At 41.0% G+C, this 21,980-nt stretch carries 18 protein-coding genes; 17 read left to right on the forward strand and 1 reads right to left on the reverse strand.

Going from position 1 to position 21,980, the window contains the following annotated elements:
* Positions 1-71: 71 nt before the first annotated feature.
* The 13 genes from AC1DSK_RS06780 to AC1DSK_RS06840 all read left to right on the forward strand — a co-directional run bounded on the left by AC1DSK_RS06780 (position 72) and on the right by AC1DSK_RS06840 (position 17,279).
* Positions 72-2,123: a sigma-54 interaction domain-containing protein gene (locus tag AC1DSK_RS06780; protein WP_477547259.1), complete on the forward strand. Its 2,052-nt coding sequence runs from the start codon at positions 72-74 to the stop codon at positions 2,121-2,123.
* 135 nt (positions 2,124-2,258) lie between these two features.
* The gene (gene yqiS / locus AC1DSK_RS06785) at positions 2,259-3,164 is read left to right on the forward strand and encodes a phosphate butyryltransferase (protein ID WP_477547307.1); all 906 of its coding nucleotides are present in this window, start codon (positions 2,259-2,261) and stop codon (positions 3,162-3,164) included.
* A gap of 30 nt (positions 3,165-3,194) precedes the next feature.
* The gene (gene bcd / locus AC1DSK_RS06790; RefSeq protein ID WP_477547260.1) at positions 3,195-4,289 is read left to right on the forward strand and encodes a branched-chain amino acid dehydrogenase; all 1,095 of its coding nucleotides are present in this window, start codon (positions 3,195-3,197) and stop codon (positions 4,287-4,289) included.
* A 300-nt stretch (positions 4,290-4,589) separates the two neighbouring features.
* The gene (buk, locus tag AC1DSK_RS06795) at positions 4,590-5,678 is read left to right on the forward strand and encodes a butyrate kinase (protein WP_477547261.1); all 1,089 of its coding nucleotides are present in this window, start codon (positions 4,590-4,592) and stop codon (positions 5,676-5,678) included.
* Between the two features lie 16 nt (positions 5,679-5,694).
* Positions 5,695-7,125: a dihydrolipoyl dehydrogenase gene (gene lpdA, locus AC1DSK_RS06800; RefSeq protein ID WP_477531821.1), complete on the forward strand. Its 1,431-nt coding sequence runs from the start codon at positions 5,695-5,697 to the stop codon at positions 7,123-7,125.
* A gap of 29 nt (positions 7,126-7,154) precedes the next feature.
* Positions 7,155-8,165: a thiamine pyrophosphate-dependent dehydrogenase E1 component subunit alpha gene (locus AC1DSK_RS06805; RefSeq protein ID WP_477531820.1), complete on the forward strand. Its 1,011-nt coding sequence runs from the start codon at positions 7,155-7,157 to the stop codon at positions 8,163-8,165.
* On the forward strand, positions 8,165-9,148 hold the full coding sequence (locus AC1DSK_RS06810; RefSeq protein WP_477547262.1) for an alpha-ketoacid dehydrogenase subunit beta: 984 nt from the start codon (positions 8,165-8,167) through the stop codon (positions 9,146-9,148). Before AC1DSK_RS06805 ends, AC1DSK_RS06810 begins: the two co-directional genes overlap by 1 nt.
* Before the next feature lie 20 nt (positions 9,149-9,168).
* Positions 9,169-10,485: a dihydrolipoamide acetyltransferase family protein gene (locus AC1DSK_RS06815; protein WP_477547263.1), complete on the forward strand. Its 1,317-nt coding sequence runs from the start codon at positions 9,169-9,171 to the stop codon at positions 10,483-10,485.
* Between the two features lie 236 nt (positions 10,486-10,721).
* Complete coding sequence (locus tag AC1DSK_RS06820; protein WP_477547264.1) at positions 10,722-12,377, forward strand: methylmalonyl-CoA mutase family protein; 1,656 nt, start codon at positions 10,722-10,724, stop codon at positions 12,375-12,377.
* A complete protein-coding gene (gene scpA, locus AC1DSK_RS06825; protein ID WP_477547308.1) occupies positions 12,367-14,520 on the forward strand; it encodes a methylmalonyl-CoA mutase in 2,154 nt (717 codons plus the stop codon). The genes AC1DSK_RS06820 and scpA overlap by 11 nt, the downstream gene beginning before the upstream one ends.
* Complete coding sequence (gene meaB / locus AC1DSK_RS06830; protein WP_477547265.1) at positions 14,520-15,614, forward strand: methylmalonyl Co-A mutase-associated GTPase MeaB; 1,095 nt, start codon at positions 14,520-14,522, stop codon at positions 15,612-15,614. The genes scpA and meaB overlap by 1 nt, the downstream gene beginning before the upstream one ends.
* Before the next feature lie 62 nt (positions 15,615-15,676).
* Positions 15,677-16,117, forward strand: a complete 441-nt coding sequence (locus AC1DSK_RS06835) for a BrxA/BrxB family bacilliredoxin (protein ID WP_016426995.1) — start codon at positions 15,677-15,679, stop codon at positions 16,115-16,117.
* Between the two features lie 172 nt (positions 16,118-16,289).
* On the forward strand, positions 16,290-17,279 hold the full coding sequence (locus tag AC1DSK_RS06840) for an aromatic acid exporter family protein (protein WP_036659647.1): 990 nt from the start codon (positions 16,290-16,292) through the stop codon (positions 17,277-17,279).
* A gap of 24 nt (positions 17,280-17,303) precedes the next feature.
* Here AC1DSK_RS06840 and prli42 read toward each other — a convergent pair whose 3' ends face one another.
* A complete protein-coding gene (gene prli42 / locus AC1DSK_RS06845) occupies positions 17,304-17,399 on the reverse strand; it encodes a stressosome-associated protein Prli42 (protein WP_016426997.1) in 96 nt (31 codons plus the stop codon).
* Between the two features lie 126 nt (positions 17,400-17,525).
* Here prli42 and mce point away from each other — a divergent pair, with 126 nt between their 5' ends.
* From mce to AC1DSK_RS06865, 4 genes are all read left to right on the forward strand, one after another.
* Complete coding sequence (gene mce, locus AC1DSK_RS06850) at positions 17,526-17,936, forward strand: methylmalonyl-CoA epimerase (protein ID WP_016426998.1); 411 nt, start codon at positions 17,526-17,528, stop codon at positions 17,934-17,936.
* A 5-nt stretch (positions 17,937-17,941) separates the two neighbouring features.
* Complete coding sequence (locus AC1DSK_RS06855) at positions 17,942-19,489, forward strand: acyl-CoA carboxylase subunit beta (protein ID WP_477547266.1); 1,548 nt, start codon at positions 17,942-17,944, stop codon at positions 19,487-19,489.
* 12 nt (positions 19,490-19,501) lie between these two features.
* Entirely contained in the window at positions 19,502-20,626 is a 1,125-nt protein-coding gene (locus AC1DSK_RS06860) for a M20/M25/M40 family metallo-hydrolase (RefSeq protein WP_477598122.1), read from the forward strand.
* 88 nt (positions 20,627-20,714) lie between these two features.
* Positions 20,715-21,980 carry a DNA polymerase IV gene (locus AC1DSK_RS06865; protein WP_477547268.1) on the forward strand — a complete coding sequence of 422 codons (1,266 nt, stop codon included), beginning with the start codon at positions 20,715-20,717 and terminating at the stop codon, positions 21,978-21,980.

Consider the following 21,980-nt stretch of genomic DNA (forward strand, 5'->3'; position numbering starts at 1 on the left):
AGGTCAAACTCAATGAGGTATGATAGAGGAAGGTTTTGCAATATATTGCACACGACGAAAGAGGGATTTGAATGTCCTTGCAAAATGTTTTAATCATTGGAGGCGGCGTTGGCGGAACAGCGATTTTGAAATTATTATTATCAGCTGATTTTTTTCATGTGAAAAGAGTAGTTGATATTGATGAAAGAGCACCTGCCATTCAGATTGCCAAACAGCATAACATTCCAGCAAGTGCGGAATGGAAGCCTTTTTTGACTGATGATTTACATATGATTTTTGATTTGACTGGTCAGCCTGAAGTTTTTGATGAACTTTTAATGGAAAGACCCTCACAAACCGTCTTAATACCTGGGGCAGTGGCGAATATACTGATTCGCTTGATAAGAGAAAAGGACCAATTTATTCAAACGATTCGTGAAGAAACACATAAACAACAATTGATTTTTAATTCGATTGAAGAAGGCATGATAGGTATAGATGCCAATGGAAACGTCAACTTCTTCAATAAAAGTGCTGAGAGAATGACTGATATTTTAATTGACCAAGCTCTTGGTAAGCCAATTTATGATGTCATTGCTTCCAGTGAATTACCCCGAACTTTTGAAACCGGCAGAACAGAAGTGAATCGCGAATTAGTACTGAGTAATGGTACGAAAATTGTCACTTCAAGATTTCCCGTCATAGATGAAAAAGGTGTCCGTATCGGGGCATTTTCAGTTTTCAAGGATATTACGGAAGTCGTTAGTTTAGCTGGCGAAATAACCAATTTAAAAGAAATACAGACCATGCTTCAAGCTATCATCCAGTCAAGTGATGATGCCATTTCCGTTGTGGATGAAGAAGGTAAGGGTATTTTGATTAACCCTGCCTATACGAGAATTACGGGGCTGGAAACAGATGATATTATCGGAAAGCCAGCAACTGCAGATATTAGCGAAGGCGAGAGTATGCATTTGAAAGTGCTGCAATTGCGTAAGCCTATCCGTGGTGTCAATATGCGTGTTGGTCCGTTGAAACGTGAAGTCATCGTGAATGTGGCACCAATCATTGTCAACAATCGATTGAAAGGAAGCGTCGGTGTCATTCATGATATGACTGAAATCCGTTCATTGATGAAAGAACTTGACCGCGCCAGAAGTATCATTCGTACACTGGAATCGAAGTACACTTTTGACGACATCATTGGTGATTCACACGAAATGAGAATTTCAATTGAACAGGCTAAGTTGGCTGCTAAAACGCCTGTTACCGTGCTTTTACGAGGTGAATCAGGAACAGGGAAAGAACTTTTTGCACATGCCATTCATAGTTCCAGTGATCGGAAGTACAATAAGTTCATTCGTGTCAATTGTGCAGCCATCGCGGAGCATTTGCTTGAAAGTGAATTGTTTGGATACGAAGAAGATGCTTTTGCTGGGGCAAAACTCGGTGGTAAACGAGGATTATTTGAAGAAGCGAACCATGGCAGTATCTTTTTGGATGAAATTGGTGAACTTTCGAGCAACACGCAAGCAAAATTGCTTCGCGTCTTGCAAGAGAATGAAATCGTTCGAGTTGGTGGTACGAAATCCATCACGATAGATGTAAGAGTAATTGCTGCAACCAATATCCATATGGAAAAAGCAATGCTAGAAGGTAAGTTCAGAGAAGATCTCTATTATCGATTGAACCGGATGCCCATACAAATTCCGCCGTTACGTAATCACAAACAAGACATTCCAGCTATTGCGGAACGTCTGTTGGTTAAGCTTAATCAGGAATATGGTCGCAACGTCGAACGGATATCCGAAGTGGCCATGCAAAGGCTGGTCGTTTATTCTTGGCCAGGAAACGTGCGGGAACTTGAAAATATTATCAGCAGGGGCATGATTTTTATGAGACCAACTGAATCGATTTTAGATGACCAACATCTTCCATTGTCGATGTTGGAACACCAGGAACCAGACTCCAAAAAAACATTACAAGAGATTTTGCCGCTTGCCGATCAAATGGAGCGTATGGAAAAAGAGATTTTATCATCAACTCTGAAAATGATGAATGGCAATAAATCTAAAACAGCCAAACATTTAGGGATTTCTCTTCGTACTCTTTATTATAAATTAGAAAAATATGAGCTAGAATAACAATGTATGCAAATAATTGCATGGTTTGCAATCATTTGCATACCGAAAAGTACGAAATCTTGCCAAATAAAGCGTTTTCATTATTGTTTTCAAGGTACTTTTTATGCTTAAATTATGAATGTTGAGGTGATTTCATTGAATCTAAACGATTTAATACGACAAGCTTCTTCTTCAGATGATAATGTAGTTGCGGTTGCATCCGCTGCTAATCTGGAAGTGCTTGAAGCGGTTAACTTGGCCATTGAGCATGACATGGCGAGTTTTCGTCTATATGATGACGAACACAAATTAAAAGAAATGATAGTCATGCACTATCCTCACTTGTTAAATCATCCGAAAATTTATACACAACACGTAAAGGATGATCAACAAGCAGCGATTGCAGCAGTCAAAGCCGTCCATTTAAATGAAGCGAATGTATTAATGAAAGGACATATTCCAACCGCTCTTATCCTAAAAGCTGTTTTGAACCCAGACTTTGGATTGCGAACGGGAAGCGTCTTATCTCATGTAGCTGCATTTGAAATTAATGGTTTTGATCGTTTGATTTTTGTTACGGATGCGGCTATGAACATTGCACCTGATTTAAAGCAAAAAGCGCAAATTGTGCAAAATGCCGTTAAGGTAGCTCACGCCGTGGGAGTCGAAACTCCTGTAGTTGCACCATTGGCTGCAGTTGAAACCGTCAACCCATCGATGCAACCAACTCTTGATGCAGCTGCTCTGGTTGCGATGAATACAAGAGGACAAATAAAAGGTTGCGTGATTGATGGTCCAGTTGCGCTGGATAATGCCATTTCAGTTGAGGCGGCTCATCACAAAGGTTTGACAGGTCCACATGCTGGACAAGCAGATATTTTGCTTGTACCGAATATAGAATCAGGCAATATTTTATACAAATCACTTGTTTATTTTGCACATGCAAAAGTAGGGGCAGTGATTGTAGGGGCTAAAGCACCTATTGTCCTAACTTCTCGTTCAGACAGCGCAGAAAGTAAATTAAACTCTTTAGCATTAGCAATTTGCTCATCTAAGAATTAATGAACCACCAAATCAAAGGAGGAATTTAAAATGGAAATTTTTAAATATATGGAGACTTATGATTACGAACAATTGGTGTTCTGCCAAGATAAAACTTCAGGCTTAAAAGCAATCATTGCGATTCATGATACAACTTTAGGACCAGCATTGGGTGGTACACGCATGTGGACTTACGCTTCTGAAGAAGCTGCAATTGAAGATGCACTTCGTCTGGCTAAAGGAATGACTTACAAAAATGCTGCTGCCGGTTTAAACCTTGGTGGTGGTAAAACGGTTATTATTGGCGATCCATTAAAAGATAAAAACGAAGAAATGTTCCGCGCGTTCGGTCGTTTCATCCAAGGCTTGAACGGTCGTTACATTACAGCTGAAGATGTTGGTACAACTGTAGCTGATATGGACTTAATCCATGAAGAAACAAACTATGTAACAGGTATCTCACCTGCATTTGGTTCTTCAGGTAACCCATCTCCAGTAACTGCCTACGGCGTATACCGTGGTATGAAAGCTGCTGCAATGGAAGCTTTCGGTAGCGATTCACTTGAAGGCAAACGCATCGCTGTTCAAGGTGTTGGTAACGTTGCATACAACTTATGCCGTCACTTACATGAAGAAGGCGCGAAATTAATTGTTACGGATATCAATAAAGCAGCTGTTGATCGCGTAGTTGAAGAGTTCGGTGCTACTGCAGTGAACACGGATGAAATCTACTCTCAAGATGTAGACATCTTTGCTCCATGTGCTCTAGGCGCAATCATTAACGACGAAACAATTCCACAATTGAAAGCAAAAGTTGTTGCAGGAGCTGCAAATAACCAATTAAAAGAAACAAAACATGGCGATCTATTGCACGAACTTGGAATCGTATATGCACCTGATTATGTAATCAATGCTGGTGGCGTAATAAACGTTGCTGATGAATTATATGGCTACAACCGTGAACGTGCAATGAAACGAGTAGAAACAGTCTATGACAACATTGCTAAAGTAATGGAAATTTCACGTACACAAGGAATTCCTACATACGTTGCAGCTGACCGTTTAGCTGAAGAACGTATCGCTCGTGTTGGTAAATCACGCAGCAATTTTCTAAAAAACGAAAAACATATTTTAAGCGGAAGATAATACATTGCTCTGACAACGATTTTGAAGATAGCGAGGGAATAGCGACAAAACCTGTGCTCCTGTTTCTGCGCTAGAATCGTCGCGAAGAATTAGGTCAAACTAGAGCTTTGACCAAATTCTTTCTTGCGGAAAAACGGGCTTGCAAGTTCGTACGCGGAAAGGGAGCTAATTCCCTCTGTTGTTATAAAAAATCGACATAATAAGTTAACAGAGCTTGATTTAAGAAAAGAAAAGGACAGATACTTTCATTTATGTTTGTATCTGTTCTTATCTTTAAAGACATTTTTGGGAGGAATCATTGTGCAAGAACATTCATATCGCATTCTTGTCATCAACCCGGGTTCCACATCTACAAAAATTGGTGTTTTTGAAAACGATGTTTTATTGATGGAAAAAACGATCCGACACTCTTCTGAGGAAATCGGCAAATTTTCTTCTATCATTGATCAATACGAATTTCGTAAGCAAACCATTTTAGAAGCAATGGATGAAGAAGGAATCAACATTTCGAAATTGTCAGCTGTCTGTGGCAGAGGCGGACTCCTTCGTCCAATTGAAGGCGGAACTTATGCGGTAAATGACGCAATGTTAGTAGATTTAAAAAAAGGTTTTTCAGGTCAACACGCTTCAAACTTAGGTGGGATTTTAGCATTTGAAATTGCAACAGGTTTAAATATTCCTTCTTACATTGTCGATCCAGTGGTCGTCGATGAGTTGGCTCCGATTGCACGCATTTCAGGATTCTCGTTAATCGAACGAAAATCGATTTTCCATGCATTAAATCAAAAAGCTGTTGCACGACGATATGCTAAAAAGTGCGGCAAAGCCTATGAAGACATGAGACTGATTGTAACCCATATGGGTGGCGGTATTACAATTGGTGTTCATGAGAATGGGCGGGTAATTGAAGTAAACAATGGTTTACACGGTGAAGGTCCATTCAGTCCGGAAAGAGCGGGAACAGTTCCTGCAGGCGACTTAATCGATATTTGTTTTTCTGGTGAATATTACCGTCACGAAATTATGAAGAAATTAGTCGGTCAAGGCGGATTAGTAAGCTATCTTGGAACCAATGACGCAGTAGCGGTTGAAAAACGCATTGCAAAAGGGGACAAAGAAGCTGAACTTGTTTACGAGGCAATGGCATATCAAGTTGCCCGTGAAATTGGCTCAGCTAGTGCCGTGCTTGAAGGTAAAATTGACGCTATCATATTAACTGGTGGATTGGCATATGGGAAAGATTTTGTTGAATCCATTTCAAAACGAATCAACTGGATCGCTGATGTAGTAGTCCAACCCGGAGAGAACGAATTGCAAGCATTATCTGAAGGAGCAATTCGTGTATTAAATGAGGAAGAAAAAGCAAAAGTATATCCGAACCTCAAATAAAAGGAGGCCGAAAGTTATGGCTCATAATTACGATATCGTTATTCTTGGAGGCGGAACAGGCGGGTATGTAGCAGCAATCCGCGCGGCTCAATTAGGACTTAAAACAGCAATCGTTGAAAAAGGTAACTTAGGTGGAACTTGTCTACATAAAGGCTGTATTCCAAGTAAAGCCCTACTTCGCAGTGCAGAAGTATATTCGACGACAAAAAATCATGCAGCTGACTTTGGCGTAAATACTGGAGAAGTTTCATTGGATTTCTCACGTGTACAAGCCCGTAAAGAAAGCATTGTTTCCCAACTTCATCAAGGTGTTCAAGGATTAATGAAAAAAGGGAAAATAGATGTATATGAAGGCACTGGCAGAATGTTAGGACCATCAATCTTCTCACCATCTCCAGGTGGAACAGTTTCTGTTGAAATGAACAATGGCGATGAGAATGAAATGCTAATCCCTAAAAACGTGATCATCGCAACTGGATCACGTCCACGTACATTGCCTGGTTTAACAATCGATGGAACACACGTTATGAGTTCGGACGAAGCATTAGCTATGACCGAATTGCCAAAATCAATTTTGATTGTTGGTGGCGGTGTCATTGGAATTGAATGGGCTTCAATGTTGAATGATTTTGGTGTTGAAGTAACAGTAGTTGAATATGCGGATCGTATTATTCCTACTGAGGACGCTGACATTTCAAAAGAAATGCAGAAGCTATTAGCGAAAAAAGGCATTACATTTGCGACAAGTGCAAAAGTTTTACCAGAAACATTGGAAACAGCTGAAGGAAGTGTAACAATTTCTGCCGAATTCAAAGGAGAAACAAAAACTTTCACTGCTGAAAAAATGTTGGTTTCGGTTGGCCGTCAAGCAAATGTAGAAGGCATCGGAATCGAAAATACGGATATTGTGGTTGAAAAAGGATTTATTCAAGTTAAAGACACATTCCAAACAAAAGAATCTCATATTTATGCTATTGGTGACGTAATCGGAGGATTACAATTGGCACATGTTGCTTCTCATGAAGGTATTACAGCAGTGGAACACATTGCTGGTCAAAAAACTCATGCGATTGATTACAACTTGGTGTCACGTTGTATCTACTCAAATCCAGAAGCAGCAAGCGTTGGAATTACACAACAGCAAGCTAAAGATCAAGGGTTTGACGTGAAAGTTGGTAAATTCTCATTTAAAGCCATAGGTAAAGCGCTTGTTTATGGTGAATCAGACGGATTCGTGAAAATTATTGCCGATAAGAAAACGAATGATATTTTAGGTGTACACATGATTGGACCACACGTTACAGATATGATTTCTGAAGCTGGTCTGGCAATGGTACTAGATGCAACACCGTGGGAAGTTGCTAGTACAATTCATCCGCATCCTACACTTTCAGAAGTAATTGGCGAAGCGGCGTTGGCTGTTGAAGGTAAAGCAATTCACATGTAAAAAAATTAGATTAAAAGGGGGATGTTCAGATGGTGAAAAATCGTCATGAAGAACTAGGGTTATCAAACGATGACGTACTGAAAATTTTTGAAACGATGCTTATGGCACGTCGAGTGGATGAGCGTATGTGGTTATTGAACCGTGCAGGGAAAATTCCTTTCGTTATTTCTTGTCAAGGTCAGGAAGCAACACAAGTAGGTGCTGCTTTCGCACTTGATAACACGAAAGATTATATCGCTCCTTACTACCGTGATATGGGTGTTGTTTTACACTTTGGTATGACAGCTCGTGATTTGATGCTTTCAGCTTTTGCAAAAGCTGAAGATCCAAACTCAGGTGGACGTCAAATGCCTGGTCACTTTGGACAAAAGAAAAATCGTATTTTGACAGGTTCTTCACCTGTTACTACACAACTTCCACATGCTGTTGGTGTGGCATTAGCTGGTAAAATTCAACAAAAAGACTTCGTCACTTTTGTAACACTTGGTGAAGGGTCATCTAACCAAGGGGACTTCCACGAAGGCTTGAACTTTGCAGGAGTTCATAAATTACCGTGTATCACAATGGTAGAAAACAATAAATATGCGATTTCAGTTCCTTACGACAGACAGGTGGCAGCTAAAAACGTTTCTGATCGTGCAATTGGTTACGGCATGCCTGGATTCACTGTTGATGGAACAGATCCTTTAGAAGTTTATAAAGTAGTGAAAGAAGCTGCGGACCGCGCACGTAACGGAGAAGGCCCAAGCCTTATCGAAGCAGTATCGCATCGTTTGACAGCTCACTCATCTGATGATGATCAACGTCAATATCGTACAGCGGAAGACCTTGCTGAAGGGCAAGCTGCTGATCCAATCGGCAAATTCGCAACCTATTTGACAGAGTTGAACATTTTGACTGAAGAAATCGAAAAAGAACTAAATGACCGTATTATGAAGGAAGTAAATGAAGCAACGGATTATGCAGAAAATGCTCCTTATGCTGCACCTGAAGATGCTTTAAAATACGTCTATGCTGAAAAAGACGGGGGGAACGCATAATGGCAGTTATGTCTTATATTGACGCGATTACACTCGCAATGAAAGAAGAGATGGAACGTGATGAAAACGTATTCGTCCTTGGTGAAGACGTAGGTCGTAAAGGCGGCGTTTTCAAAGCTACTCAAGGTTTATACGATCAATTTGGAGAACACCGTGTAATGGATACTCCATTAGCAGAATCTGCTATTGCCGGCGTTGGAGTCGGTGCAGCAATGTATGGAATGCGTCCAATTGCAGAAATGCAATTTGCTGACTTTATCATGCCAGCTGTTAACCAAATCATTTCTGAAGCTTCCCGTATTCGTTACCGTTCAAATAATGACTGGTCTTGTCCAATCGTTTTCCGTGCACCTTTTGGTGGGGGAATTCATGGAGCTCTTTACCATTCACAATCTGTTGAAGCGATTTTTGCTAACCAACCAGGTTTGAAAATCGTTATTCCTTCAACACCATACGATGCTAAAGGGTTATTGAAAGCTGCTATCCGTGATGAAGATCCAGTAATGTTCTTCGAGCACAAACGCGCTTACCGTTTAATCAAAGGCGAAGTGCCTGAAGATGATTACACAATCGAAATCGGAAAAGCAGACGTCAAACGTGAAGGTGAAGACATCACTGTTATCACTTACGGTCTTGCTGTCCACTTTGCACTTCAAGCTGCTGAGCGTTTAGAGCAGGATGGTATTTCTGCTCACATTCTTGATTTGCGCACGATTTATCCATTGGATAAAGAAGCAATTATTGAAGCTGCTTCAAAAACAGGAAAAGTTCTTCTTGTTACTGAAGATAATATGGAAGGTAGCATCATGGGTGAAGTTGCAGCAATCATTGCTGAAAACTGCCTGTTTGATCTAGATGCACCAATTAAACGTTTGGCTGGTCCTGATGTACCGGCAATGCCTTATGCACCGACAATGGAGAAATTCTTTATGATCAATCCAGATAAAGTCGAAAAAGCAATGCGTGAACTTGCGGAATTTTAACCTGAAAGGAGGAGTTACAATTGGCAATCGAACAAATTAAAATGCCCCAGCTTGGTGAATCCGTAACAGAAGGAACAATCGAAAAATGGTTGGTTCAACCGGGTGACAAAGTGAATAAGTATGATTCACTTGCTGAAGTGAATACAGATAAAGTAACAGCTGAAATTCCTTCTTCATTTACAGGTGTAATTAAAGAACTGATCGCTACTGAAGGTCAAACTTTGGAAGTCGGCGCAGTTGTTTGTACAATCGAAACAGAAGGTGGTGCATCTTCAGAAGAATCAACATCTGAAGAAACTCCTACAGAAAAAGCAACAGCTGCAGAAATGCCTGCTGCTGAATCGAAGAAGGCTGCAGCACCGACTCCAATTCGTGAAAAAGGTGCGAAAGCCCGTTATTCACCTGCGGTTCTGAAACTTGCTCAAGAAAACGATATCGACTTATCACTAGTGGACGGAACGGGTAATGAAGGTCGTATTACGCGTAAAGACTTGCTTGCGATTATCGAAAGCGGTAATATTCCGACGGCAAAAGCAGAACAAGCTGCTCCTAAAGCAGAAACTGCTGTACCTGCTCAAAACACAGCTCAAGCTTCTAAACCGGCTGCGGCTCCTGTCAATGTACCAGTAGCTGTAGGTGATATCGAAATTCCGGTTACAGGAATTCGTAAAGCCATCGCTGCCAACATGTTGCGCAGTAAACATGAAGCACCACATGCGTGGACAATGATTGAAGTAGATGTAACAAACCTAGTTCAATACCGCGATTCCATCAAAAATGAATTCAAGAAAAAAGAAGGATTCAATGTGACGTATTTCGCATTCTTCGTAAAAGCTGTTTCTCAAGCTTTAAAAGAATTCCCAATGATGAACTCAATGTGGGCTGGCGACAAAATCGTACAGAAAAAAGACATCAACATTTCGATTGCAGTTGCGACGGAAGATGCTTTATTCGTACCGGTAATTAAAAATGCTGATGAAAAAACAATCAAAGGTATCGGTCGTGAAATCAATGAATTGGCAGGCAAAGTGCGTGCTGGTAAATTGAAATCTGACGAAATGCAAGGTGGTACATTCACAGTAAATAACACCGGTTCATTCGGTTCAATTCAATCAATGGGCATCATAAATTACCCACAAGCAGCAATTCTACAAGTAGAATCAATCGTTAAACGTCCAGTAATCATGGATGGCGGAATGATTGCAGCTCGCGACATGGTTAATTTATGTTTATCTCTTGATCACCGTGTATTGGATGGCTTGGTTTGCGGACGCTTCTTAGCTCGCGTAAAAGAAATCCTTGAAAACATGACGAAAGAAAACACGTCAGTTTATTAAAAGAAAAGTGTAAAGCGCCACTCGAGTTCGACACCGGTGCTTGAAGGACCGAATTGAAAACCTGTTTTCGCATGAGGTACTGAAGCTTAGGTGCGAACTTGCGCTTGAAACTGGACAAAAAATTACCCGATGCCGAAACTCTCGGTCATCGGGTTTTTTGTGCTTTTATCATGGCCCAAACTCAGTTAGACTAAGAGTGAGTAACAGATTCGAAGGAGGGAAGCGAAAGCGACCACATGACAATCGAACAAATGAAACAGGCAACTTTTCCTAAAGCGAATTTTGAAAATTGGCAAGAAGAAGCTGTTCGTACTTTAAAAGGCAAACCGTATGAACAATTGATTACACCTACTTTTGAAGGTATCGACCTCGAACCGCTTTATACGGCTGAACATTTACATAAAACATTGAATCATTCCGCCGTCATTTCGCATGCGAAAAAAGAACCGACTTGGCTTGTTGCCCAAACGACAAATGCCGGTTCGGCTTCAGAATTTCTACATAAAGCAAAAGAACAATTAAATCTAGGTAACGACATGATTGTCTACAAAGCTACAGTTCCTTCATGGGCTTGGTCAGCTACTGAAATAGAGGACTTGGCTAAATTGTTGAATAGCCATCCATTCCATTTATCAATTAAAGACTCTGACGATCAAATCATGCAAGTCTTTGACAGAATGACTCAGCAGCAGTTAGATGGACTGAATGGATACATTGAAGGTCCCGTATCAGTTCAGTCACTTAGCAGAAATATTTCAACTAGCGCTATTCACTACGCTGGTGGTACTGCCGTTCATGAACTTGCCTATGCATTGTTGGCACTATCGAAACAAGCAGAAGAGCAAGCTGAATTAACAAAGGTCGCGACACAATTTGAAATCGACACGAACTTCTTTATGGAATTAGCTAAATTACGTGCATTCCGCGTATTATGGAAAGCGTTTTCAAGTGCATATAACCAAAAGGAAGAAGCAATTAACGTTATTGCTAATACTTCATTGAGATCATACTCGAAATTAGATCCGACTGTTAATTTATTACGAGCCGGAAATGCAGCTTTTTCAGCCGTACTAGGCGGCGCAGACATCCTATCGGTTTCACCTCATGATGCATTGACAGGCACATCTCCAACGTCAGAGCGAATTGCACGCAATGTACAACTGGTCATTCGCGAAGAGACGATGGTTAATAAAATGATTGATCCTTCAGCAGGTTCATTTTATGTCGAATCATTAACTGCAGACCTTGTCAGACAATCATGGGATTTGTTCCTGAAAACGGTAGATATGAATCCAGCGGAACAAGAAGATTATTTGATGTCACTGGCTAAAAACGTCCACTCATCAAGAATACAAGCAATCGCAAAACGCAAAGCTTCATTAATCGGGACGAATGTTTATGCCAATCCGTCAGATTCGATTGTCACAACTGACACTGCAGAAGAGTACGGACGCTTAGCAGTTCCTTTCGAACAACTTCGAAAACATTTCGGTGAGTTTCCACTTTTAACTGCCGTTGTGTCATTTGGCGTTTTGAAAGACGTTAAACCGAGAGCTGATTTTGTCCAAGGTTTCCTGCAAGCGGGAGGATTAAATCCAGTCATGAGCCCAGTATTCTCTGATGCTCAATCTGCATGGCATTGGGTAAAATCTAACCAGATGGAATATGTGGTATGTGCAGCCAAGGATGAAATAACGAACGAAATTCTGCCACAGTTCTTAAATATTGCCGATCAACAAACAATAATTGATGTTGCGGGTAGACATACTGAAGAAAACAAATGGCGCGAGCAAGGTCTGAATGGTTCTATTTTTGCAGGCCAAGATGTCATTGCCAAAATGCAGCAATTGATTGATGTTAAAAAGAATGGGGGCCATGTTAATGAAGCCTGATTTCAAAGCAGTTCAACTGGAACAGTTTGTAACGCAACAACATGACTCACAAAAAGCTGACGAATCCTATTTAACGAATGAAGGCATTCGACTGGCTTCTAGATATACAAAAGAAGATGTAGAAAAACTTGATCATATGTCGGATTTTCCAGGTATTGCACCAAACACACGAGGACCTTATCCCACGATGTATGTGTCACGTCCATGGACTGTACGACAATATGCAGGATTTTCAACTGCGGAAGAAAGCAATGCCTTTTATCGCCGAAACTTAGCAATGGGACAGAAAGGGCTTTCAGTAGCCTTTGATTTGGCTACCCATCGAGGATACGATTCTGACCATGAACGGGTAACAGGCGACGTTGGGAAAGCTGGAGTAGCAATTGATTCGATAGAAGACATGAAAATTTTGTTCGATGGCATTCCTTTAGATCAAATGTCTGTATCAATGACCATGAACGGGGCGGTACTGCCGATCTTGGCCTTTTATATCGTGACAGCGGAAGAACAGGGAGTTACGCATGAGCAATTAACGGGAACTATTCAAAATGACATTTTGAAAGAATACATGGTACGTAACACGTACATTTATCCACCGAAAATGTCGATGAAAATCATTGCGGATATTTTTGAATATACGTCAAAGTTTATGCCTAAATTCAATTCGATTTCGATTTCTGGTTACCATATGCAAGAAGCCGGTGCAACTGCTGATATCGAACTTGCTTATACATTGGCAGATGGTTTGGAATATGTGAGAACTGGTTTGAAAGCAGGAATCGACATTGATTCATTTGCACCCCGATTGTCGTTTTTCTGGGCAATTGGCATGAATTATTTCATGGAAGTAGCGAAAATGCGTGCTGCTAGAAGAATATGGGCGCAAATGATGCAAACGTTTGATCCGAAGAATCCGAAATCTTTGGCACTCCGAACACATTCTCAAACGTCAGGATGGAGTTTAACGGAGCAAGATCCATTCAACAATGTGACACGTACATTAATTGAAGCAAATGCGTCAGCTATGGGGCATACGCAGTCCCTGCATACCAATGCATTGGATGAAGCAATTGCGTTACCTACGGATTTCTCAGCGCGAATTGCACGTAATACACAGTTGTTCCTACAGGAAGAAACGATGATGACAAAAGTGATCGATCCGTGGGGAGGTTCTTATGCTGTTGAGAAATTGACGGACGAATTGATGCAAAAAGCATGGGCATTGATTGAAGAAATCGAAGAACTTGGCGGAATGGCGAAAGCGATTGAAACAGGATTACCGAAAATGAAAATCGAAGAAGCTGCTGCTAAGAAACAAGCACAAATTGACTCGGGTAAAGAAGTCATCATCGGTGTTAACAAATTCCGACTTGCTGAGGAAGAGCCGATTGATATCTTGAATATTGACAATACGGTTGTGCGTCAAAAACAAATCGACCGTCTTGAAAAAATGAAACAAACGCGAAATGAAGATGACGTGCAATTGGCATTGACTGCTCTTACAAAAGCGGCTGAAACTGGGGAAGACAATTTGCTGGCATGTGCAGTTCAAGCGGCGCGTGTTCGTGCTACTCTTGGCGAAATTTCAGATGCGATTGAACGAGTATCAGGTCGACATAAGGCGGTGATTCGTTCCGTGAGTGGCGTATACAGTTCAAACTTCTCAAATGAAGAAGAAATCCAGGCAGTAAAAGACATGACGGAAGACTTTAAAGAAAACGAGGGTCGCCGTCCACGAATTATTATCGCGAAAATGGGGCAGGACGGACATGATCGTGGTGCCAAAGTCATCGCGACGGCATTTGCCGATTTAGGTTTTGACGTGGATATTGGTCCGTTATTCCAAACGCCAGAAGAAACCGCAAAACAAGCGGTCGAAAACGATGTGCACGTAATTGGAGTGAGTTCACTTGCAGCTGGACATATGACCTTAGTGCCTGCACTTCAAAGTGAACTGAAGAAAATGAATCGCGAAGATATTCTTATTGTGGTTGGAGGCGTAATTCCAGCTCAAGATTATGCGTTTTTACGTGAAAATGGAGCTGCTGCAATCTTTGGTCCAGGAACTGTCATTCCGGTGGCAGCTGCGAAAGTGATAGAAGAAATCTATAGACGTCTTGGGTATGAGGAAGTGAAGGAATAATGGAAGGTCAAGAGAACCAGCAGAAAAGTGCAATGCATGTGATGGGTGGACTGAAGTCTACTCATGACGGCATGGGGCAAACGTCTCGAAAGCAATTTCGACGATCTCACAAAAAAGAGATTTCTGTCGATGATTTTTCGCGTGAAATTCGTCAAGGTTCCAGGCTCCATTTAGCTAAAGCCATCACTTTGCTTGAAAGTACCGTGATGGACGATAAACGTACTGGTCAACAGTTACTGCAGGAATTGCTGCCTCATACGGGAAATAGTATTCGTATCGGCATCACGGGTGTTCCAGGTGCGGGGAAAAGTACGTTTATCGAAGCGTTCGGGAAATATTTGTGTGACATTGGATTTAAAGTGGCTGTACTCGCCATTGATCCGAGCTCAAGCCTTACAGGTGGCAGTATTTTAGGGGATAAAACTCGAATGGAAGAACTCGTTCGACACGAAAATGCTTTCATTCGACCCTCTCCTTCTGCAGGGACACTCGGTGGCGTTCACAAAAAAACGCGTGAAACGATGTTGCTTTGTGAAGCTGCAGGTTACGATGTTATCTTGATTGAAACGGTCGGTGTCGGGCAAAGTGAAACGATTGTACGCGGCATGGTCGATTTCTTTATGTTACTCGTTTTAACAGGTGCGGGGGACGAACTTCAAGGAATGAAGAAAGGCATTATGGAACTTGCCGATTTGCTGGTTGTGCATAAAGCGGATGGAGACAATTTGAAAATGTCGAAAAAGACCGTTGCCGAATATGAGCAAATTCTTCATTTCCTGCAACCTGCCAGTCTAGGCTGGACGACAAAAGCAATGCCTGTCTCTTCTATTGAAAAAATGGGAATACGCGAAGTTTGGGAAGTAATCGGTTCTTTTAAAGAAACGTTGACTAAATCAGGCGTTTTTGATGAACGTCGCCAGTCACAGACAAAAGAGTGGTTTCATACGATGATTTTGGATCGTCTAATGGATGAATTTTATGGAACCCCACAGACGAAATCGCTAGTGAAATCGCTGGAAAAAGAAATTTTACAAGGTGATTTGACCGTTTCACAGGCAGTTGAGCAATTATTTACAAACACGTCCAAAACCTAGATTTTGCGTGTCTATTAATGACCTGCTATTATTAATAGTGAAGTTTGAGAGGAGTTTTTCAAATGAACATGGATTTTAACTTATTGATGAATGATATAGTACGTCAGGCACGTGGTGAGATGGAAGCAAGTGGTTATGAGCAATTGACTTCTGCAGAAGATGTTGAACAAGCATTCGCCCGTCCAGGTACGTCTTTAGTGATGATTAACTCTGTATGTGGTTGTGCAGGCGGCATTGCTCGCCCTGCAGCAGCGAATGCAGTACATTACGACAAACGACCAAATCATTTAGTAACAGTATTTGCAGGACAAGATAAAGAAGCAACTGCTCAAGCTCGTATGTTGTTTGGGGATGATCATTTGCCATCTTCGCCTTCATTTGTTCTATTAAAAGATGGACAAGCTGTTGCTGATATCGGTCGCCACGAAATCGAAGGACATGACCCAATGTCAGTCATCACACACATTCAAGCACTGTTTGAAGAACATTGTGACGAGCTATAAGGAAAGGAAGAGCACTTAGTCGGTGCTCTTTTTTCTTCTTTATTTATTGACTCTACACTCGTGGGACTCACCCTTCACGTATATATAGCTAGAAGATTAAATATTTGGTTACTCTAAATGCATGTTAAGAAAAATGTTGATTTTCACTTTTCTTGCGAAAGTTGGTGTACTCATGAATTTCCGGCGATTCAAAATCGGTTATCGGACATTAAAAACGGCAGTTGGCGCGAGTATTGCCATGCTTATTGCCATGTTTTTAAATTTGGATTATTATAGTTCCGCCTTCATTTTGACCGTTTTGTGCATTCAACCCACTAAACGGAAATCACTACGTGCAGTTTATTCACGTATCATTGCCAGCATTATCGGGGTGGGGTTCGCTTTCGTATTTTTTGAAGGAATCGCGTATCATCCACTAGTTTTCGGTCTTATTTTAATATTATTTATTCCAACGCTTGTATCCTTAAGATTTCAGGATGGCTTTGTTTCTAGCGTTGTTATCCTCCTGCATTTATTTGACGCTAAAGATATGTCATGGTCACTGTTGTGGAATGAAGTCCAATTGATGATTGTCGGATTTGGCGTGGCATTGTTAGTTAACTTATACATGCCTTCAATCGAGAAGGATTTAAAAAAATATCGTTTGGATCTCGAGTCCTTGTATTCGAAGATTTTTCATGAAATCACTTCGTATTTACGAAACGGAGAATCGGATTGGGATGGAAAAGAACTTGTTGAAGCCTCTGAAGTGATTGAAAAAGGAAAAGCTCTTGCTTATCAGGATGTCGAAAACCATTTAAACCGCAGACAAAATCTGCATTACCTATATTTCGATATGCGCGAACAACAGTTCGAAATTATTGAGAGAGTCTTACCGAAAATAACTGCATTGCCAGTCAATATTTCACATTGTTACATTGTCGCTGACTTTATGGAAGAATTGGCGAATCATGTGCATTCCGGAAATACCGCTCATAAGTTTATATCGAAGCTAGATGAGGTTAAAGAAGACTTTGCTAAGATGCCTCTGCCGAAAGATCATGAAAACTTTCTGGCTATGGCAGCACTTTATCAATTCATCGAAGAGATGGAACAGTATTTACGCATCAAACGTAGCTTTGTTGGATTTAATATGAAAAAAAAGACAGCTTCGAAGGAGTGATAAGATTCCTTCGAAGCTGTTTTTTTAAAAGAACAAACTTAACCCAAACAAGATACTTGATAAAGCCATCATGATTATCATTAAATAGATGACAAACTTGCGGAAATTAGCATTGCGCATGCGAGACAACTCCTTTAACTAGCTATTCTTAAGTTTAGTAGAAACTGAAAAAATTCTCAAGAGGTAGTGTTTTCAAAAAGAAATCGGTACAATAGAGGATGGAGAAAACAGAAGGGTGTGGCTATTTTGAAAAAGGTCGATCATATCGGCATCGCCGTTAAAAATCTAGATGAAACAATCCCTTATTATACTGAAACATTAGGTTTAACAGTTTTGAAAATCGAAGAAGTAGCTTCTGAATCAGTTCGTGTGGCATTCATTGATGCGGGTAACGTCAAACTTGAGTTACTGGAGCCAATGTCTGAACAAAGCGCCATTCACTCTTTCATTGAAAAAAAAGGGGAAGGCATTCACCACATTGCTTTTGGAGTAGAAGGCATCGACGAACGCATGATTGAACTTCGTGAAAAAGGCGTGCGAATATTAAATGAACAGCCGAAGATTGGGGCGGGTGGTGCTCAAGTTGCCTTCTTGCATCCAAAGTCTTCTTTCGGTGTACTTTATGAATTGTGTGATAAAAGCGGGTTAAAGGGGTAATATACATGGACATTTATGAAAAAATCAATGATTTATACGATCGCAAGCGTGAAATAGAACTGGGCGGCGGAGACGATAGAATTGAAAAACAGCACGCTAAAGGAAAATTGACAGCACGTGAACGCATCGATTTATTGGTCGATCCAGGAACGTTCGTTGAATTGAATCCATTCGTTGAACACCGTACGGTCGACTTTGGCATGGACACTCAAAAAGGGCCTGGGGATGGAGTCGTTACAGGATACGGGAAAGTAAATGGTCGTGCGATTTATTTATTCTCTCAGGACTTCACTGTATTTGGCGGAGCACTTGGAGAAATGCATGCGATGAAAATTGCCAATGTCATGGACTTGGCAGCCAAAAATGGTGCACCGTTCATCGGGTTAAATGATTCTGGTGGTGCACGTATTCAAGAAGGCGTTGTGTCTCTAGATGGATATGGCCACATTTTCTATCGTAATGCCATTTATTCAGGCGTCATTCCACAAATCTCGGTCATTATGGGACCATGTGCTGGTGGAGCAGTCTATTCTCCAGCAATCACGGATTTTGTCTTTATGGTCGATAAAACAAGCCAAATGTTTATTACCGGTCCAAAAGTTATTGAAACAGTTACAGGAGAAAAAATATCTTCTGAGGACTTGGGCGGTTCAAAAGTACATAATGCCATCAGTGGAAATGCTCATTTCCGTGCTGAAACAGAGCAGGAAATACTTCAGCAGGTTAGAGATTTACTAAGCTTCTTGCCACAAAATAACGATGAGAAACCACCTCGTCTGGAAGCTGACCAAATGGATGATTATCGACCTGAATTAACGGATATTGTACCGTTTGATGCAATTCGTCCTTACGACATTCGTAAAGTTATCGAACAAGTGGTGGACCAAGATTCATTCATGGAAGTACAGAAAGAATTTGCACGTAATATTGTAATTGGTCTGGCTCGTATTAAAGGGGAAGTCGTAGGTATGGTGTGTAACCAGCCGAAAGTAATGGCTGGTGGTCTCGACATCAATTCTTCGGATAAAGCAGCACGTTTTATTCGATTCTGTGACTCATTCAATATTCCAATCATTACGTTTGAAGATGTAACCGGATTTTTCCCGGGAATTAAACAAGAACATGGTGGAATCATTCGTCATGGGGCGAAGATTTTATATGCGTATTCTGAAGCAACTGTTCCGAAGATGACAGTCATTTTAAGAAAAGCATATGGTGGAGCATATGTAGCACTAAACTCTAAATCCATCGGTGCAGATTTGGTGTTCTCTTGGCCAAACGCAGAGATTGCAGTAATGGGTCCACAAGGGGCAGCAAACGTAATCTTTTCCCGGGAAATCGCACAAAGCGACAATCCTGAACAAACGCGTGCGACAAAAATCGAGGAATATCGCGAAAAATTTGCAAACCCTTATGTAGCTGCTGCACGAGGTATGGTGGATGATGTAATCGATCCACGCGAAACGCGTATTAAACTCATTCAGGCTCTAGATATGATGCGTAATAAGAAAGAAACTCGACCTACCAAAAAACATGGCAATATCCCATTATAAAGGAGTTTTAATATGACATACCAACGTTTAATTGATGAGTTTTTGGAACTCGTACAAATAGATTCAGAAACAAAACACGAGCAAATGATTGCACCTATCTTAAAAAGCAAAATGGAAGACCTAGGTTTTGACGTAATTGAAGATGACTCGGCTGCCCGAAGCGGCCATGGCGCTGGAAATTTAATCGCCACTTTAAAGGGAACACTCGCAGATGTAGACACAATATATTTCACGACTCATATGGATACTGTAGTTCCCGGAAAAGGGATTAAACCCGAACTTCGCGAAGACGGCTATATTTATTCTGACGGCACAACGATTTTAGGTGCAGATGATAAAGCAGGCATTGCGGCGTTATTCGACATGATTAAACGCTTAAAAGAAGAATCGGTTGAGCACGGTGACATTCAATTCATTATTACTGCTGGTGAAGAAAGTGGACTTGCAGGTGCAAAACAATTAGATTCTTCACTGATCACTGCCAAATATGGATTTGCAGTCGATTCAGATGGGAAAGTCGGGGGAATCGTTACGGCAGCCCCTTACCAAGCAAAAATTGGAGCGAAGATTTTGGGCAAAACTGCTCATGCAGGCGTGGCACCAGAAAAAGGGATTTCTGCCATTAACATTGCTGCCAAATCAATAGCGAAAATGACATTAGGTCGTATCGATGAAGAAACGACTGCCAATATCGGACGTTTTGAAGGTGGCGGTGCAACGAATATCGTATGCGATGAAGTGAATATTCTAGCTGAAGCACGTTCGATTGTGCCAGATAAATTGAACATTCAAACTGCTCATATGAAAATGGTATTTGAAGAGACCGCTGCTGCAATGGGTGGAAAAGCCGAAATCGATATTCAGTTAATGTATCCTGGCTTCCGTTTTGATGAAGATGAACATGTGACGCAAGTAGCCATTCAAGCAGTCAAGAACATTGGACGCACACCAAACCTAGGAATAAGTGGTGGCGGAAGTGATGCAAACATCATTGCAGGTTTCGGCATTCCTACGGTGAATTTGTCTGTTGGATATGAAGAGATTCACACGAAAAACGAACGCATGCCTGTAGAAGAACTTGAGAAATTGTCAGATTTACTCGTTGAAATTGTTAAGGTTTCCGCAAAACAAGCTTAATGCATAGATAAAGTCGAGATTTCAGGTTAACCCTGATTTCTCGATTTTTGTTATGATTATGTTCAGTACATGAAGAGGCGATGAGGATATGATGGACATAAAACGCAATAAATCTCGTATTATTTTTCATATTGATATGAATAGTTTTTATGCGTCCGTTGAGCAATCGTATGATCCTACTTTAAAAGGGAAAGCGATTGCCATTGCCGGAAATCCAAAAGAACGAAGAGGGATTCTCGTAACTTGTTCATATGAGGCGCGTGCCCGTGGAGTCTATACAACGATGAGTGTGTGGGAAGCAAAGCGAAAATGTCCCGAACTAATATTGTTGCCGCCAAATTTCGAGCGTTATCGAATTGCATCTCGAGCGATGTTTGATTTATTAAGAACGTATACAAAACAAGTAGAACCAGTATCGATAGATGAAGGTTATATGGATGTCACAGAAATTGATAGCCCTATGTCACCCTTACAAATTGCAGCGGACATTCAGACAAGGTTAGTACAGGAGCTGGATTTGCCTTGTTCGATTGGCATTGCGCCAAATAAATTTTTAGCAAAAACGGCGTCGAATTTGAAGAAACCTATGGGGATTACGGTCCTGCGAAAGCGGGATATAGATAAAGTTTTATGGCCACTACAAGTATTGGAAATGCATGGGGTAGGCGAAAGCACTGCGAAAAAATTGAACAGTATCGGTTTGAAAACGATTGGCGATATTGCCAACGCTGAAGATGGTTTATTGAAAGAAGCACTTGGGAAGAATGGCATTCGACTGAAAAATCGAGCTAATGGACAAGATGATCGGTTAGTCGACCCAGATTCCGTTTATGATACAAAAAGTGTAGGAAACTCCACGACATTGCCAAGTGACGAAACCGATTTACATGAACTGCGAAAAGTCTTTCAAAACTTGAGCGCGAGAGTGGCAAACCGATTGGAAGCAAAGCGACTCGCCGGTCCAACCGTGTCCATTCAAATTCGGGATGCGGATTGGAGAAATTCATCACGCAGTCAATCGTTTCGCAATCTGGTTTATGAAAAGGATAAGATTTTTGAAGTGGCATGGTCATTGTTTACGAAAAATTGGGATGGCCAAGCTATTAGACTGCTTGGTGTGACTGTCAGCAACGTTGTAGACCGTGTAGACTTCACTGAACAATTATCCATATACAATTTTGAGGAACATGCAAAAGAAGAGCCTATATTGAAACTGGTAGAATCTCTACAATCAAAATTCGGCAAAGATATGATTACAAGAGGACATACACAAGCTAGGAAACCGACGTATGAATCCAAGACAAGTTTCAGTAAAGATTTTTTAGATGATCACAAAGATAGGGAGAATACCTGA

This window comes from Paenisporosarcina sp. P4_B8 (genome assembly GCF_056402175.1).

What these genes read in the sequence shown, in the direction of transcription:
- AC1DSK_RS06780 (WP_477547259.1), top strand. Translation starts at nt 72, where the DNA reads ATGTCCTTGCAAAATGTTTTAATCATTGGAGGCGGCGTTGGCGGAACA.
- bcd (WP_477547260.1), top strand. Translation starts at nt 3,195, where the DNA reads ATGGAAATTTTTAAATATATGGAGACTTATGATTACGAACAATTGGTG.
- lpdA (WP_477531821.1), top strand. Translation starts at nt 5,695, where the DNA reads ATGGCTCATAATTACGATATCGTTATTCTTGGAGGCGGAACAGGCGGG.
- AC1DSK_RS06805 (WP_477531820.1), top strand. Translation starts at nt 7,155, where the DNA reads ATGGTGAAAAATCGTCATGAAGAACTAGGGTTATCAAACGATGACGTA.
- AC1DSK_RS06810 (WP_477547262.1), top strand. Translation starts at nt 8,165, where the DNA reads ATGGCAGTTATGTCTTATATTGACGCGATTACACTCGCAATGAAAGAA.
- AC1DSK_RS06820 (WP_477547264.1), top strand. Translation starts at nt 10,722, where the DNA reads ATGACAATCGAACAAATGAAACAGGCAACTTTTCCTAAAGCGAATTTT.
- scpA (WP_477547308.1), top strand. Translation starts at nt 12,367, where the DNA reads ATGAAGCCTGATTTCAAAGCAGTTCAACTGGAACAGTTTGTAACGCAA.
- meaB (WP_477547265.1), top strand. Translation starts at nt 14,520, where the DNA reads ATGGAAGGTCAAGAGAACCAGCAGAAAAGTGCAATGCATGTGATGGGT.
- AC1DSK_RS06835 (WP_016426995.1), top strand. Translation starts at nt 15,677, where the DNA reads ATGAACATGGATTTTAACTTATTGATGAATGATATAGTACGTCAGGCA.
- AC1DSK_RS06840 (WP_036659647.1), top strand. Translation starts at nt 16,290, where the DNA reads ATGAATTTCCGGCGATTCAAAATCGGTTATCGGACATTAAAAACGGCA.
- prli42 (WP_016426997.1), bottom strand. Translation starts at nt 17,399, where the DNA reads ATGCGCAATGCTAATTTCCGCAAGTTTGTCATCTATTTAATGATAATC.
- AC1DSK_RS06855 (WP_477547266.1), top strand. Translation starts at nt 17,942, where the DNA reads ATGGACATTTATGAAAAAATCAATGATTTATACGATCGCAAGCGTGAA.
- AC1DSK_RS06860 (WP_477598122.1), top strand. Translation starts at nt 19,502, where the DNA reads ATGACATACCAACGTTTAATTGATGAGTTTTTGGAACTCGTACAAATA.
- AC1DSK_RS06865 (WP_477547268.1), top strand. Translation starts at nt 20,715, where the DNA reads ATGATGGACATAAAACGCAATAAATCTCGTATTATTTTTCATATTGAT.